General features: G+C 62.0%; 10 protein-coding genes and 1 tRNA gene. 8 read left to right on the top strand and 3 right to left on the bottom strand.

All coding sequences use genetic code 11. The features are described 5' to 3' along the window. Positions 1 to 111: 111 nt before the first annotated feature. Positions 112 to 1,965, bottom strand: a complete 1,854-nt coding sequence (locus H5P28_RS11180; protein WP_185675783.1) for a hypothetical protein — start codon at positions 1,963 to 1,965, stop codon at positions 112 to 114. A 291-nt stretch (positions 1,966 to 2,256) separates the two neighbouring features. On the opposite strand from H5P28_RS11180, the gene H5P28_RS11175 reads away from it, so the two are divergent. After that, positions 2,257 to 2,341 (top strand) — tRNA-Leu (locus tag H5P28_RS11175). A gap of 155 nt (positions 2,342 to 2,496) precedes the next feature. On the opposite strand, the gene H5P28_RS11170 is transcribed toward H5P28_RS11175, so the two are convergent. Further along, complete coding sequence (locus H5P28_RS11170; protein ID WP_185675782.1) at positions 2,497 to 3,561, bottom strand: quinone-dependent dihydroorotate dehydrogenase; 1,065 nt, start codon at positions 3,559 to 3,561, stop codon at positions 2,497 to 2,499. 185 nt (positions 3,562 to 3,746) lie between these two features. Here H5P28_RS11170 and H5P28_RS11165 point away from each other — a divergent pair, with 185 nt between their 5' ends. Both H5P28_RS11165 and H5P28_RS11160 read left to right on the top strand, forming a co-directional pair. Next, positions 3,747 to 4,526 carry a hypothetical protein gene (locus H5P28_RS11165; RefSeq protein ID WP_185675781.1) on the top strand — a complete coding sequence of 260 codons (780 nt, stop codon included), beginning with the start codon at positions 3,747 to 3,749 and terminating at the stop codon, positions 4,524 to 4,526. Positions 4,527 to 4,693: 167 nt separating this feature from the next. Next, positions 4,694 to 5,194 carry a hypothetical protein gene (locus H5P28_RS11160; protein WP_185675780.1) on the top strand — a complete coding sequence of 167 codons (501 nt, stop codon included), beginning with the start codon at positions 4,694 to 4,696 and terminating at the stop codon, positions 5,192 to 5,194. Here the strand turns inward: H5P28_RS11160 and gad are convergent. Continuing rightward, entirely contained in the window at positions 5,191 to 6,588 is a 1,398-nt protein-coding gene (gad, locus tag H5P28_RS11155) for a glutamate decarboxylase (RefSeq protein ID WP_185675779.1), read from the bottom strand. The two genes, H5P28_RS11160 and gad, sit on opposite strands and share 4 nt — an antisense overlap. A gap of 530 nt (positions 6,589 to 7,118) precedes the next feature. Between gad and H5P28_RS11150 the strand changes: the two genes are divergently transcribed. The 5 genes from H5P28_RS11150 (at position 7,119) to H5P28_RS11125 (ending at position 15,536) form a co-directional block, all read left to right on the top strand. After that, positions 7,119 to 8,660 (top strand): YifB family Mg chelatase-like AAA ATPase, encoded by a 1,542-nt coding sequence (locus tag H5P28_RS11150; protein WP_185675778.1) that lies wholly within the window; start codon positions 7,119 to 7,121, stop codon positions 8,658 to 8,660. Between the two features lie 627 nt (positions 8,661 to 9,287). Then, complete coding sequence (locus tag H5P28_RS11145) at positions 9,288 to 11,108, top strand: ABC transporter substrate-binding protein (RefSeq protein WP_185675777.1); 1,821 nt, start codon at positions 9,288 to 9,290, stop codon at positions 11,106 to 11,108. Further along, the gene (locus tag H5P28_RS19595) at positions 11,105 to 13,636 is read left to right on the top strand and encodes an ABC transporter permease subunit (protein WP_221773407.1); all 2,532 of its coding nucleotides are present in this window, start codon (positions 11,105 to 11,107) and stop codon (positions 13,634 to 13,636) included. The genes H5P28_RS11145 and H5P28_RS19595 overlap by 4 nt, the downstream gene beginning before the upstream one ends. A gap of 155 nt (positions 13,637 to 13,791) precedes the next feature. Then, complete coding sequence (locus H5P28_RS11130; protein WP_185675776.1) at positions 13,792 to 14,625, top strand: ABC transporter ATP-binding protein; 834 nt, start codon at positions 13,792 to 13,794, stop codon at positions 14,623 to 14,625. 182 nt (positions 14,626 to 14,807) lie between these two features. Continuing rightward, positions 14,808 to 15,536: an ATP-binding cassette domain-containing protein gene (locus H5P28_RS11125; RefSeq protein ID WP_185675846.1), complete on the top strand. Its 729-nt coding sequence runs from the start codon at positions 14,808 to 14,810 to the stop codon at positions 15,534 to 15,536. Positions 15,537 to 15,600 lie beyond the last annotated feature (64 nt).

Here is a 15,600-nt window from a genome sequence, read left to right as displayed (position 1 = left end):
TTTAACCGGAAGGACAGGGAGTGCGGAAGGCCACGCCTCCGGACAGACTTGCCGCACTTTCCGGCCTGCCTGTTCGAGCCCTGGCTTTATCAAGACCGTTTGAAAGCGATGTTACTCCTTCGGCTTTTCCGATGCTTCCGGTTCCACCACCTCAGGGGCAGCCTCGGCGGTAGCTTCCGCCACAGCAGGAACTTCCTCAGCCGCAGGCCCGGCATCCGAGGCGGCTTCCGGCTCAGATGAGGCAGCCTGCGCAGCTTCCTCCGTCTTTGAAGCGTCAGGATTCTCGGACGTCGAGGACCCCTCTTTGGGCGAACCGCTATCTTCTGCTGCGGCAGTGACGGCCTCGGCAGCCTCCGAGGCAGACGGCTTGGGAGCCACGGCCACCGGCGGATTGGCGAAAAGCTTTCCATCACCAAACTCGGTCACATACCCCTCGCTCACCAGCCAGCGCAAATCCGCAAAAAGCTGGTGCACCTGCTTTTCCTCGGCGCTGAGACTTTGCTTCCGCACGACAGGGGCGGGTTCTGACGCTTTGTCTGCGGTGTCGCCAGATTCCTGCTCAGCCTCACCGGATTCCTCCTGCTCAGCCTCACCGGATTCCTCCTGCTCGGCCAGTCGGTTTTTCTCGTGGGCCTCGACGATCCGGGCAGCTTCCTCCTCCGATACCTTGTCGATGGCTGGAGCCTTTTCCGGCGGCAGCGGCTGCTCGCCGCCCTTTTCCAACGTAATCCCCAGAAAAGTTTCCGGCAGGGTGGAAACGTTGATGTTCTGGTGGTTCTCAATGAAATCGATCAGTTCCTGCAAGGACTCGGAGAAGCGCGTGTTACTGTCGCGGAAGGAGCGCTTGACCGCGCAGACGTAGGAAACGCCCTTGGAACCGCGCTTGTAGATGGTGAAGTTCATCCGGCGCAGGCGACCGCGCAGGTTGTTCGCCGTGTCGAGCGGGAAACGCAGTTGGCGATCGAGCACCGCCTTGATCGAACGCGCAATCGGTCCGTCCGGAAGCAGATCCACGCTCTTGCCCGAGAGGCGCACCTGCTCGGACTCGCGGATAACCTCGCTGCGCCGCTTGGCCAACAGGAAGTGCTTGGCCGCTTCGGCTCCGTCCAGGTACTCGGGCTCGCCCTCGCGGGGAGAGACCACCTTGTAGCGGACCACGTGCGACATCTTCTTCAGCCACGCGTCGATCACTTCCTGGTCCTTCACCGCCTCGATTTTCTGCTGGAAGCGCTCGAAGGCCATGTTAGGCACGCGACGGGCGTGGTGCTCGGCCACGAGCGCCTGGTAGCGGTGGTAGTTGGGTGGTCCGAGCAGTTCGCCGGTCACGCCGCAACGGTTGACCATGAGGAAGGAGCCCTTGGGAGGGTCGATCTCCACCTCCTCGGTGGTAAAGAAACGGTCAAGGTGATGCTTGATGACGTGGGCCAGGGCCGCCTCTTCGCTCTCAAAGGGCAAGCCGTCGGGGACCGACACCACAAAACGCTCCAGTCCCGGCACTCCGTCCAGCGGCTTCATCACGATAACGAAGCGGTCGGGCTTGCTCAGGATCAGGCGCGCCAGTTCGAAAAGCTCATAGGTGCGGCAGGAGGTCTTGATCGCGTGGCACAGGGCCTTGAACGGAATATCCTCCGGATAAAAGAGTACCTCGACCACGGGCTGGTACTCCTCCTGCGGAGCTTCCTCGCGCCGGTCACGTCGGCGGGGGCCACCACGTGACTCTCTGCCCTCCTGGGCATCCTTCTCGCGTGGCGGGCGCGAAGGGCGGCGATCCCGGCGGGCGGGCGGGCCACTGCGCGGGCCGGAGCCACGGTCGCCGCGCTTGCCACGCTCACGCGAATCGCGCGTATGCGTGGTAATGGGCTTACCGCTCGTCCAGTCAGGACCAAAACTAAGGTCCTGCAGTGCGCTTAAATCGACAGCGGGAGGGTCGCCCGCATCCTTACCGGATTGTGATGTGCCAGCCATGTTACCGCAGCAGAGAGTGAAAAAGGGAGGAGGTTTGTAGCGTTACCTGTTCAGGCTAAAAATTGGGATTACCAAGCGAAAACGGGAGACTAGGAGGAAAAATGCCCCAATGGCAATAAGCTTTCTAGGGAAGATAATAACCTCGCATAAGGCAATTTCAGGCCTTCTGGAGCGTTTTCCGTACCAGTCCCGAAATCATCTCACCGTGAAATTAAACACCGGGGTGAAGTTTTTTGTTGCACGTGGGCGCGAGAGGCGTTTTCTCTTTCCCCTTCATTTCACTCCAATATTGCTCAGGTGGTGGAATTGGTAGACACGCCGTCTTGAGGGGGCGGTGCCGCAAGGTGTATGGGTTCGAGTCCCATCCTGAGCACCATTTTTTAAAGCCCGCAATCGCGGGCTTTTTTGTGCCCAAATGAAAATGATTTCGCCCCGGAAAACTAAAAAACCAGAAAAGACGTAAAGGGGCTGCCATCGCAGTCTTCACGCCTTTTCCGGTCTTCGGTTAAAATCAGTTAAACTGGCCGTCGGTTAGACCCACTCGGCATTATGCCACTGGAGCGAGCGTACGATGTCCCGCGGGAAAAACGGCCCGCGATAGACCATCCCGGTGTAAAGCTGGACCAGACTGGCCCCGGCGTCGAACATCTGCCCGGCGCTCTTGGCGTCCATGATCCCGCCCACGCCCACGATGGGCAGCTTGCCCCCGGTGGAGCGGTAAATGTAGTTCACCATCTGGACCGAGCGGGTGTGAATCGGCCGCCCACTGAGGCCGCCAGTCTCGCCGCCATCGTCGATGCCGTCCGGCCGGGCCACCATCGTGTTGGTGGCAACCACCCCGGCCACACCGAGATCCTGCACGGTTTCCAGCACGTCGTCCACCTGCCGGTAGGTCAAATCGGGCGCGATCTTGAGCAGGAACGGCAGGCGCGGTACCCCGAGCTTGCGGGAGCGCTCGGCGTCGGCCTGCAGGAGAGTCGAGAGCAGGTCACGCAGCCGGGCCTTGGCCTGAAGTTCACGCAATTGGGGTGTGTTCGGGCTGCTGACGTTGACGGTAAAGTAGTCGGCGAAGTCGGCCAGCGCGTGGTAGGAGTTCAGGTAGTCCTCGGGGGCCTGCTCCAGGCTGGTGATCTTGCTCTTGCCGATGTTGATCCCCAGCGGGATCTTGCGGCGCTTGAACTCGCCGGAGCGGGCCAGGCGGTTGGCCACGGCTTGAGCCCCGTCGTTGTTGAAGCCCATCCGGTTGATGACAGCCTCGTCCTTGATCAGGCGGAAAATCCGGGGCCGCTGGTTACCCGGCTGCTCGTGCCAGGTGACGGTGCCGATCTCCACGAAACCGAAGCCCAGCGCCGGCATAACCGGCCAGACCACGGCATTTTTGTCGTAACCAGCGGCCAGGCCGACCGGGTTCGGGAAGGTCAGCCCGAAGCACTTCACCGGACGGTTTTTGCCGGGGCTGTTGTAGGCGGCCATCAGGTTCGCCAAGGGCCGAACGCGCATCAGCAGCTTCAGCCAGCCGATAGAACGCTCGTGGGCGCTTTCCGCATCTGTCTTGAAAAGGACGGGGCGGACGACGTGTTCGTACAGGTCTCCCATAATTTAAAAACTCAGTCAGTCACCGCGTTCGTTAGCCGTATGATAAAAAAAATACATTTTTCCCTTGGAATAGTGCTTAAAAAACTTTCAAAGCAGGTGACTTTTCAAACTGAGGGCCAAAATCCAGACACCTTTTGGCCCGGCTTGACAAACCTTTATTTTAGAACGCTTCGTTAAACGCATCTATGGCAAAAACATCTTCGGTATTGGACTGGTGCATCGTCCGTCTCGGTGAGGACATCAACTGGTGGGTGGAAGAAATCAGCGACGACGTCCATTGGGACGTGGACGGGCTGAGCATTATCGACCCCCGTCAGGTCGCCCATATCGTGGACCAGATCGAGCCCTTGCGCGACTATGACTTCCAGCCCGAGCTCTTCGAGTCGGCCTTTTACAAGTTCAAGATCGACCGCAAGCTCGACGACAACCGCCTGCGCCTGGTCCGCGTCAACGACTCCCTGCTGGAGTCCGACGACATGCTCTTCGCCCTGGCCGACGTGATCGACGAGGAAAAGGGCCCCTACGCCGACTTCCTCGACCACATCACGCGCCTGCGCGTCAAGCTGCTCAACGATACCATTGACTTCGAGCAGAAGCTCACCGTCGAGGAGCTGGAGGAGGAAATCCGCGAGGAGCAGAACGCCGACTTCATGGAAGGCCGCGCCATCCATGTCTTCACCGAGCTGAACGCCATCCTCGAATACGTCCCCGCCGGCTACGAGATCGAAGCCGACGAGGAAGAGGAAAAGAACCCCGAGGACGAAATCGAAGAGGACTTCCCGGACGTCGACGACGATGAAAAGATCGAAGAAGACGAAACCATGAAGTGGGACGAGGACGACGACGAGGACGAAGAAGACGAGGACGAAGATAGCGAGGACCGTGACGAAGACGACCTCGACGATCTCGACGACGAGGAGGAAGAAGACGAGGACGAGCGCCCCCGCTCGCGCCGCCGTCGCTAAAGGCAACCGCGTCCCTCAACCGGGCCTCAAAAAGAGACCTCAACGCTTTTCAAAAGCCTGTCCGCATCCCCGGACAGGCTTTTTTTGCGTCCACGTATTTCCTTTTCGAGAACGGGCTTGCCCGTCCCACCACCACGATTTATTCATCAAAAAAACTCCCCGCCATCATGACCGCCTCCCAATTGCGAGAATGGCAATTTGTCCATTCCCTGCCCGACCAATGGTTTTACCAGATCGACCAGGGTGAGCCACTGGGTCCGGTCACACTGGATACGGTCGAAGAGTTGGCCGCTGGGCATTCGGAGAGTATCCGCATCCACCATATCAGCCAGCAGGGAGCAAATCCGCCCTGGGTAAGCCTCAAGGAGCAAGGAGAAAGCAATGCGCGAACCCGGCTCCCGGCAACTTGCCCGCAATGCAAGGTTCCGCTCAGTCCCGGTTACGAGATCGTTCGCGTACGTAAAATGGACACCGCCAAGTGGTTCTTCTTCGGGGGCGGGGTTTTCCTCTGCTTTCTGGCCTGGCCCTTTGGCGTTTTTATCGGTCTTCCGGTCTGCCTCTACGCCCTCCTGGCCAAAGTTAACGCTGAAGTCCCCATCTGGCGCTGCAAGAACTGTAAGCAGACCTACTCCCGTAACAACAGCTTCGGCCGGCTAGCACCACACTAGTGGTGATAGCCGGTTGCCTCTTCGGCGGAGACGGGCGAGCTGACCGGGTGCTTCTTGAAGTATTGCAGGCACTGCTTGAAATCCTCCAGCAGCAGGTTGATAAAGTCCCGGCTGACGCCGTGGCGCACGAGCACGCGCTGGATGACGAGGTCTTCGCGGTTGGGCGGCATGGAGTACGCCGGGACCTGCCAGCCGCGCACCCGCAGGCGGTCGGCGAGGTCGTAGAGCGAGAACGGGGGCTTTTCCCCGTCCTTGATCTTCCAGCTCACGCAGGGAATGCCCTTGCCCGGCTCTCCGTCGTAGATGACCTCGAACGGCCCGAGTTTCTCGATCTCGCGGGCGAAGTGCTGGGCCGAGCCGTAGCAGGCATGGTGGATCTTGGCGTAGCCCTCGCGACCGAGGCGGACGAAGTTGTAATACTGCGCCACGATCTGCCCGCCGGGGCGGGAGAAGTTCAGCGCGAAGGTCGGCATATTGCCCCCCAGGTAGTTGACATTGAATACAAGGTCTTCGGGCAGGTCGGATTTTTCCCGCCAGATGATCCAGCCCGCGCCCAGCGGCGCCAGCCCGAATTTGTGGCCCGAGGCGTTGATCGACTTCACACGCTCCAGACGAAAGTCCCACGGCAGCTCCGGGGCGCAGAAAGGAGCGAGAAAGCCGCCGCTGGCCCCGTCCACGTGAACCGGGATGTCCAGCCCCGTCTCGGCCTGGAGCTTGTCGAGGGCTTCGCAGACATCCTTGACCGGCTCAAACTGCCCGGTAAAGGTCACGCCGAGCGTCGGCACCACACCGATCGTGTTCTCGTCGCAGCGCTTGATAACCTCCTCCGGCGTCATGATGAGGCGGTCGCCCTCCATCGGGATTTCGCGCAGTTCGATGTCCCAGTAGCGGGCAAACTTGTGCCAGCACACCTGCACCGGCCCGCAAATCATGTTGGGCTTGTCCGTGCTCTTGCCCTCGGCACGGCGCTTGGCCCGCCAACGCCACTTCATCGCCATACCGCCGAGCATGGCGGCCTCGCTTGAGCCGGTGGTCGAGCAGCCCACGGTGTTGGCGGCGTGGGGGGAGTTCCAAAGGTCGGCGAGCATGTGGACGCAGCGGCCTTCGAGGGCGGCAGTCTGCGGGTACTCGTCCTTGTCGATCATGTTCTTGTCAATGCACTCGTCCATCAGCTTGTGGACTTCAGGCTCCTCCCAGGTCTGGCAAAAGGTGGCGAGGTTCTGCCGGGCGTTACCGTCGAGCAGGAGCTCGTCGTGAACGAGTTGGTAGGCGTCCCGCGCGGCGGTCTCGGCCTTGGGGAAGCGGAACTTCGGCAGCGAACCGGACAGCCCCGCCGAGGCGAAAACTTCGTCGTTGATTTCAGAGGAGATCGAGTGCTTGGCGTGTAATGACATGCGTGGGAATAATCAGGGTTTATATTTTTAAAAAGAGTCGCCCCGGCGAATCAGGTTCGATCGTGGCCAGGCGGCTTTTCAGCGAGAGCAACACCTCTATACCATCACAAGGCCCGCCTGCGCCACCCTGAATTACACCCCGGCCAATAAACATTCGACCACCGGGTAAAAACGGTTTACACTACAACCCATTACACCCGTCATCCCCGTGAAAGCCTTTATCTGCCTGCTCGCCTGCCTCGCCCTGAAAACAACATAAGCAGGAAGCTCGGCTTTCCCGACTTGAGCCGATGATGGCCAAGTACGTTATCTACAAAAACGACAAGACGGTCCTATCGATCGGTATAGCGATTGATCAGCAGTTCGCCTGAGTCGTGATGTTTACCGACCCGAAAAACTACGATATCGAGTACTATATCTGCGTCCGGCACAAGGGTGAGGCTTTTCTTCTTCGTAAAATTATGTACTGAGAGCGCTTCACTCACTTTTCATTGCCAGGGTGAGCAGCGGGTGTCTTGCTACCATGTGATATGCTAGCGGTCGTTACTTCTGGAGCTCTTGTGGGTGTGGAGGCCCAACCGGTGCAGGTGGAGGTCAATGCGGGGGAGTTCGGTGAAGCGGGCGTGTATCTCGTCGGGCTGCCCGATGCCGCTGTAAAAGAGTCCAAGGACCGCGTGTCCTCGGCGCTGGCCAACAGCGGGTTCCGCATGCCGCCGACCCGCACCACGATCAACCTCGCCCCCGGCCACCTGCGCAAGGAAGGACCGTGCTACGACCTCCCCATCGCACTCGGGCTGCTGGCGGCGACGAACCAGCTTCGTCCCGAGACGCTGGAGGGGTATTTGATCGCGGGCGAAATGAGCCTGTCGGGCGCGTTGCGTCCGGTGCGGGGCGGGTTGGCGTTCGGCCTGCTGGCCCGTAAACAAAAGCTCAAGGGCGTGCTGCTGCCGCCCGAGTCCGCCGAGGAAGCCGTGCTGGCCGAGGGCGTCAACGTGTACCCGGTCAACTCGCTGGACGAGGCAGTGCGCTTCCTCGAAGGCGAGCACGCCATCGCCCCGATGACGCCGGAGGCCAGTTCCTTTTACCGCCGTCCGGACAGCGCGCACGCGGTCGATTTTTCCGAAATCAAAGGCCAGCACCAGGTCCGCCGGGCGGTCGAAATCGCCGTGGCCGGATTTCACGCGCTCATGATGATCGGTCCGCCCGGTTCGGGGAAAAGCATGATCGCCAAGCGCATTCCCACCATCATGCCCGAGCCGACCCTGGACGAGTTTCTGGAAATTCTCGGCATCCAGTCCGCCGCCGGAATCAGCCTCTACGGCGAAGGGAGATATTTCCAGCGGCCCTTCCGCTCGCCTCACCACACGATCAGCGACGTGGGCCTGCTCGGCGGGGGCACCCACCCCGGGCCGGGGGAGATTTCGCTCGCCCACCACGGGCTGCTCTTTCTGGACGAGTTGCCGGAGTTCAAACGCTCGGCCCTCGAAGTCCTGCGCCAGCCGCTCGAAGACGGCGTGGTCACGATCTCGCGCAGCGCGGGTAAAGTCACCCTGCCGTGCTCGTTCATGCTGGTGGCCGCGATGAACCCCTGCCCCTGCGGCTACCTCTCCGATCCGCGTCGGGAGTGCCGCTGCTCGCCCACGCAGATCCAGCGTTACCGCAGCCGGATTTCCGGTCCACTGCTGGACCGGATCGACCTGCACGTCGAGGCCCCGGCGGTCTCCATCACCGAGATGCGCAAGAGCGAACCCGGCGAAAGCTCGGCCGCCATCCGCGAACGCATCGTCGAGGCTCGCGACCGCCAGCGTCACCGCTACGCCGACAGCCCCGCCACCACCAGCAACGCCCGCATGAGCCACCGGCAAATCCGTACCCACTGTTCGCTTTCCCCTGCACAGGGCGATCTCCTCCAGCGGGCCATGGAGGAGCTTCAGCTCTCGGCCCGCGCCTACGACCGCATCTTGAAAGTCTCGCGCACCATCGCCGACCTCGCCGGTTCGGACAAGATCGAGACGCCCCACCTCCTCGAAGCCATCCAGTACCGCAGCCTCGACCGGAATCTGTTTTATTAGGGCCTGTACCAATATTCGGGGCTGTGCGCCCCCAAACCCCGCATTGCGTGGCCGCACAGAACATGGAGGGCTCTGCCCCTAGGGAGCCAGAAAGACTCCTCCTCCATTCCTGGTCCAGCCAGACCCCTGCGCTTTCGATGTCGCCGCACGTCCTGTAATACCAGAGACTTCTGAGTTAATCATCGGTAATATCCGCCCCGCGAGGCTCGCTAACGATTGATAGCGAAGCCTTTTGCCGCCATCTTACAGGTATTCTCACCTCGGATTGCGGGCAGGTAAAAAATAACCCGCGCACGAATCCCCGATTGGGCCCTGGCCGCCACGCCCAAAAAACGTGACGGCCAAGGCCCGCTCTTTTTTTCGGCCAGCGGAGAGGGGACAAAAGCCGAGAAGCCCCTTCTGAAGGGCCCCCGCATCCGCAAGAACCGGCGCGCGCACGGAACCGAAGCGTTTATAGTCTGGTCAAACGGCGTCTCTTTGGCTCAATACTGGGCAGACACACCACGCGCTTCCGTTGATTGCCTCTTGAATCTCTCCGCACAAACAACGTCCTCTCGCCGCAGGCCGGGCCATTGCTCCGGCCAGTCCCGTGCACGCCGGGTCCGGTCTCTTCTGCGGCGGACATCCGTGTTTCGCTCCACGCTGGCCGGGAGCATCGGCCTTGTCGCCGCCTTGTTACTCGCTTCCTGTGGCGAACCCCCGAAGGTCGAGCGCGGCCAGTATCCGCTGCCCGAGGGCGTGGAAACCGCCCAGTGTGAGCCGGGCCAGTACGGCGGGGTTTTCATTCTGACCGAGGTGACCGAGCCGAAGACGTTTAACTTCCTCGTCCCCAGCGACGCGGCCTCGTCCTCGGCCATGGGGAAGTTCCTCGTCGGGCTGGTCGGCTGGGACCCGGTCAAGACCGAGAATATCCCCGCTCTGGCCGAGTCGTGGGAAATCGGCGAGGACAAGAAGACCTACACCTTTCACCTGCGCCGGGGCATCTCGTGGAGCGATGGGGAGCCTTTCAGCGCCGACGACGTTATTTTCACCTTCGACTGCATCTTCGCCGAGGAGCGCGACCCGCAGACCGGCCAGATGCGCCCCCGCTTCCCCAACCGCTACATCGGCCAATACACCATCGGCGGCGAGCGCATCCGCTACCGCAAGATCGACCAGTACACGGTCGAATTCTACACCCCGCAGTTGTATTCGCCCTTTCTCAACGACATCGGCTTCGCCCCCATCATCCCCAAGCACAAGCTCTACGCCGCCTTCAAGGACGGCACCCTGCTGGAGCAGTGGTCCACCCAGACCGCCATCGAGCACCCGGAGGAACTGGTCGGGCTGGGGCCGTTCAAGGTCTTCTCCTACCACCCCGGCGAGCGCATCGTCTACGAGCCCAACCCGCACTACTGGCGGGCCGACCGCGAGGGCCAGCGTCTGCCCTACATCGACTTTCTCGTGGTCAAGTACATGAAGGACCAGAACGCCGACGTCGTGCTCTTCGCCACCGGGCAGATTGACGCCGCCGCGATTTCCGCCTCCGACGAGGCCTGGGTCCGCAAGGGCGAGCAGGCCCACGACTTCACGCTCTACGAGCGCGGCCCCACGCCGCAAGTCAGCTTTTTCTGGTTCAACTTGAAACCCGGCACGGACAAAAACGGCGTGCCCTACGTCCCCCCGTACAAGATGGCGTGGTTTCAGGACAAACGCTTCCGGCAGGCCATCATGTACGCCTACAACCGCGAAGGCATCGCCAGGGGCGTGTACTTCGGGCGAGCCGCGCCGCTGGACTCGATCATCTCGCAGGGCAACCCCAAGTGGCACAACCCCGATGTCCCCAAGTACCGTTACAACCCGGACAAGGCCCGCGAACTCCTGCGCGAGGCGGGTTTTGATTGGAACGAAGCGGGCGAGCTTTTCGGCCCCGGCGGACACCGGGTCGAGATCGAGCTGCTGCTCTACGACAGCAGCCCCCGCATGTCGGAAATGGCCACCACCCTGAAGGAAAACCTCGCCGGCATCGGCATCGCCCTGCGCATCAACTACGTGGACTTCGCCGTGGTTATCCAGAAGATCGACAACACCTACGACTACGAGATGAGCGCCATCGGCTGGGGCTCCAGCGCCGGGGCCTCCGACCCCTCGGGCAGCAAGGCCCTCTTCGCCAGCGACGGCATTTACCACATCTGGAACGCCGAGCAGGAAACCCCGGCTACCGACTGGGAGGCCCGCATTGACGAGTTGGTCACCGCGCAGGAGCGGACCTTTGACGAAGCCGAGCGGGTGAAGATTTTCGGGGAAATCCAGGCCATCCTGGCCGAAGAAGTCCCGCTGCTCTACCTGGTCACGCCGTACAGCTACAGCGGGATCAAGAACAAGTGGAACAACGTCGTCGTGCCGCCCTCCGGCAGCCTGGTCTGGAACCTCGACGAACTGTGGACCGAGGAGGCCATCGACGAATGATCAGCTTCATCATCCGCCGCCTCCTGTCCGTCATCCCGGTGCTCTTCGGGGTCAGCGCGCTGGTCTTTTACCTGATGAGCCTCGCCCCCGGCGACTTCCTCAGCGAAGCCCGTGCCCGGCCCGATATTTCCGCCGAACTGATCGCCCAGATGGAGCGCGACTACGGGCTGGTCGATGCCAAAGGCGAGCCGACCGCCTGGTACGTGCAGTACGCGTTTTGGTTAAATAACCTCTCGCCCCTGAAATTCCTCGGCCACGAGAGCAAGACCGTGCGGGAAACGGTCTTCGCCCCGGTGCCGCCGGAAAAGATCACCCCGCTGGCGAAACGGCTCACACGCACGGCGGAGGCGCTGCGCTCGCCCTTCGAGAGCGCCCCCCTGCCCACCCTGCTCCACCGCACGGGCGACAACGGCCCGCAGCGGCTCGTCGCCTACCGTTGGCAGGAGCGAGTGGTCACGCGGACCTACACCATCCTTGACCTGCGCTGGGGCAAGCCGAGCCTCGGCCAGTCCTGGGCCTACAACATCCCGGTGGCGGACCTCATCGCCCAACGCCTGCCCGCCACCTTCGCGCTCTCGCTCTGCGCGCTGGCTTTCGCCTGGGTGGTGGCCGTGCCAATGGGCGTGCTGGCGGCGATCCGGCGCAACCGGCTCTTTGACCGGCTCAGCTCGATCTTCGCCTACGCGGCGCTGTCGATCCCCGAGTTTTTCCTCGCCATCCTGATGGTCTTCTTCGCGGCCAAGTCCGGGCTTTTCCCGACCGGGGGGCTGTCCTCACTGGCCAGCAGCTTCATGCCGCTGCCCGCCCGCTGGGCCGACTACGCCCACCACCTGATCCTGCCGACCTTCGTGCTCGGGGTCGGAAGCATCGCCGGGATGATGCGCATCATGCGCGCCAACTTCCTCGACTACATGCAGTCGGACTTTGTCACGACGGCGCGGGCCAAGGGCGTGTCCGAGCGGGCTATCATGTTCCGGCACGTCCTGCGCAACGCCATCAACCCGCTGCTGACCTCGCTCGGCTTCGCGCTGGCGGGTCTGCTCAGCGGCGCGGTGCTGGTGGAAAAGGTCATGAACTACCCCGGCCTGGGGCTGCTGGTGTTTGAAGCCTTTACCCGCAAGGACCACGCCGTGGTGCTGGCGGCGGTCATGATGGGCTGCACCATGCTCATGCTGGGCAACCTCGTGGCCGACCTGCTGCTGGCCTGGAGCGACCCGCGCATCCGGCTGGAGTCCGGCACCGGCGGCATCGCCCGCAAGGGCCAGTGGAAGCCCGCCGCCGCCCTCGTCGCCGTGGTTGTGGCCATCCTGGCCGGGATTTCCTACATCCCCTGGGGTGACACCGGGGCCATGCAGGCGCTCATCGCGTGGGTCAAGTGGGCCGGACTGACCGTCCTGTTGCTGGTCGCCGCCTTTATTATAAAAGTAGCCTGGCCGACCTTCGTCACCATCGCCCGGCAACTGGTGCGCCGCCCGGTCGGGCTGGCCGCCGCCTGCGTGCTGGGCGCGTTGTACTTCGGGGCGGCCTTCGCGCCGTTTCTGGCCACGCACCGCGTGTCCGACCTCAACCTCGGCCAGACCTTTCACCCGCCCACCGCCCTGACCTGGGACGGCGGCCCGGCGATCAGGATTTACGAGAACATCGACCCCACCGCCGCCAAGTACGAACCGGTCGCGGGGGAAAGCATCCCCCTGAAAATCTTCGGCAAGGGCTTCGAGTACGAGTTGTTCGGGTTCATCAAAACCAACCGCCACCTGCTGCTGCCCGACTACGCGGCACTGGAGCAAAAGCTCGGCCACGAGATCGACCCGGCGGCGTACCCGGTCTTTCTGCTGGGCAGCGACTCGACCGGCCGCGACATTTATTCGCGCTTGCTCTTCGGCTCGCAAATTTCGCTCACCATCGGCCTGATCGGTATCGGGATTACCATGACAGTCGGCTTCCTCGTGGGCGGACTGGCCGGGTACTTTGGCGGGCGCTTCGACTTTCTGGCCATGCGGCTGGTGGAGTTTCTCATGGCCATCCCCGGCCTCTACCTGCTGCTGGCGCTGCGTTCGGCGCTGGCCCCGCACTTCGAGTCCGGGCAGATGTTTGTGGTCATCATTATCATCCTCTCGCTCGTGGGCTGGGCCGGGACCGCCCGTGTCCTGCGCGGGATGAGCCTGTCCATCCGCTCGCGGCAATTCATCCTCGCCGCCGAGAGCATGGGCCAGGGAACCGGGAAAATCCTCTTAAAACACCTTCTGCCCAACCTCGCCAGCTACCTGCTGGTCGCCGCCACACTCTCCATCCCCGGCTACATTCTGGGCGAGGCCGCCTTGAGCTTTCTCGGGCTGGGCATTCAGGAGCCCTCCGCCTCGTGGGGGCTGATGCTCCAGCAGTCCCAGCAGGACATGAAAGTCTTCTTCCTCAACTTCTGGTGGCTGCTCACGCCGGGCGCAGCTATCTTCATAACCGTGATTGCCTTCAACCTCATCGGCGATACCCTGCGGGATATTGTTGATCCGCGCACGCGGTCCCAGCAGTAGCTGGGGGATTCGTAAATTTATAAATTCATAGATTCATAAATTAAAAAAGGCAGTAACAGCATGGCCGAATTCTGCCCCGCTCCTCTTTTCATCCCTCCACCATTTTAATCTACGAATTTACGAATCCCTAAATCTACGAATTTAAAAAAAGCCTTATGGACCTCCTGAAAATCGAAGACCTGAAGATCTCCTTCCACAACCGCGAGCGCACGCTGGAGGCGGTCAAGGGGATCGGGTTCGCGCTTCAGGAGGGTGAGACGCTGGCCGTGGTCGGGGAGTCCGGCAGTGGCAAATCCGTCACCGCGCTCTCGCTGACCCGGCTCTTGCCGCCGCCGCCGGGCTGCCGGGTGTCGGGAAAAATCCTCTACGACGGCCGCGACGTGATGGCGATGAGCCCGCGCGAACTGCGCGGCATCCGGGGCCGGGACATCGCGTACATTTTTCAGGACGCCTCGACTTCGCTCAACCCGGTTTTTACCATCGGCAACCAGATCGCCGAGGCGATCCGGCTGCACTTCCCGCAAGAGAAAGACGTGACCGGGCGCGTGATCGAAGCGCTGCGCTCGGTCGGCATCCGCGATCCCGAGAAGCGCCACCGCGCCTACCCGCACGAGCTTTCCGGCGGCATGCAGCAGCGCGTCATGATCGCGATGGCGCTGGCCTGCGAGCCGCGCATCCTCGTGGCCGACGAGCCCACCACCGCGCTCGACGTGACCATCCAGAAACAGATCATGGACCTGCTGGCCGACCTGCGCCAGCGCCGCACCATGTCGATCATCCTCATCACGCACAACTTCGGGATCGTCTCCGGCTTCGCCGACCGGGTCGTGGTCATGTTCCGGGGCGAGATTGTCGAGGCCGGGCCGACCGAAGAGGTTTTGCGCAATCCGCAACACCCCTACACCAAGGCCCTCATCGCCTGCATCCCCCGCCTCGGTGCCCACGAGAAGCGCCTCACCACCATCGACTACGCCACACTGGGGAGTTAGTTTTTTTAAATGGGTCACGAAGGACACGAAGAAGACACGAAGAGCACGAAGCTCATTCATACTCAACGCAGACGCTCCCCACCTAACTCTCAAACCTTCAAACTCTCAAACTTCCCCCCGTGACAGCTCCTTTGTTAGAAGTGACCGACCTCAAAGTCCACTACCCGGTGTACAGCGGGTTGATGCGCCGCGTAACCGACCATGTGCGGGCGGTGGACGGGGTGTCGTTCACCTGCCGCCGGGGCAAGACCACCGGGCTGGTCGGCGAATCCGGCAGCGGCAAGACCACTATCGGGCGCTCGCTCATCCGGCTTGCGCCGGTCACGGCGGGATCGATCCGCTTTGACGGGACCGAGTTGACCGGGCTGTCCGAGAGCGAGTTTTTTCCCGTGCGCAAGCGCATGCAGATGGTCTTTCAAGACCCGTTTAACTCGCTCAACCCGCGCATGACGATTTTCCAGATCGTGGCCGAGCCGCTGGAAATCCACTTCCCGCGCATGACGAAGAACGACCGCCGCGCCCGTGTGGCCCAACTGCTGGAGCGCGTCGGGCTGACCGCCGAGCAGATGGACCGCTACCCGCACGAGTTTTCCGGCGGGCAGCGCCAGCGCATCGGCATCGCCCGTGCCCTCGCCGTGGAGCCGGAGTTCATCATCTGCGACGAGCCGGTCAGCGCGCTCGACGTGTCTATCCAGGCCCAGATCATCAACCTGCTCCAGGACCTTCAGGAAGAGCTGGGGTTAACCTACCTTTTCATCGCGCACGACCTGGCCGTGGTTGAGCACATCAGCGACGACGTGCTCGTCATGACCGGCGGCAAAATCGTCGAACAGGCCCCGGCGGACGAGATTTACGCCAACCCGCAGTCCGACTACACGAAAAAACTCCTCGCCGCCGTCCCGCGATTCTAGAGACGCTGAAAAAAGTAGAGTTCTTGGTTGAATAAGCCACCCGGCAGCGGAGAATAGAGCGCTC

This window comes from Ruficoccus amylovorans (assembly GCF_014230085.1).
Taxonomy (GTDB): Bacteria; Verrucomicrobiota; Verrucomicrobiia; order Opitutales; family Cerasicoccaceae; genus Ruficoccus; species Ruficoccus amylovorans.
This window is presented reverse-complemented; position numbering and strand designations above follow the sequence as displayed.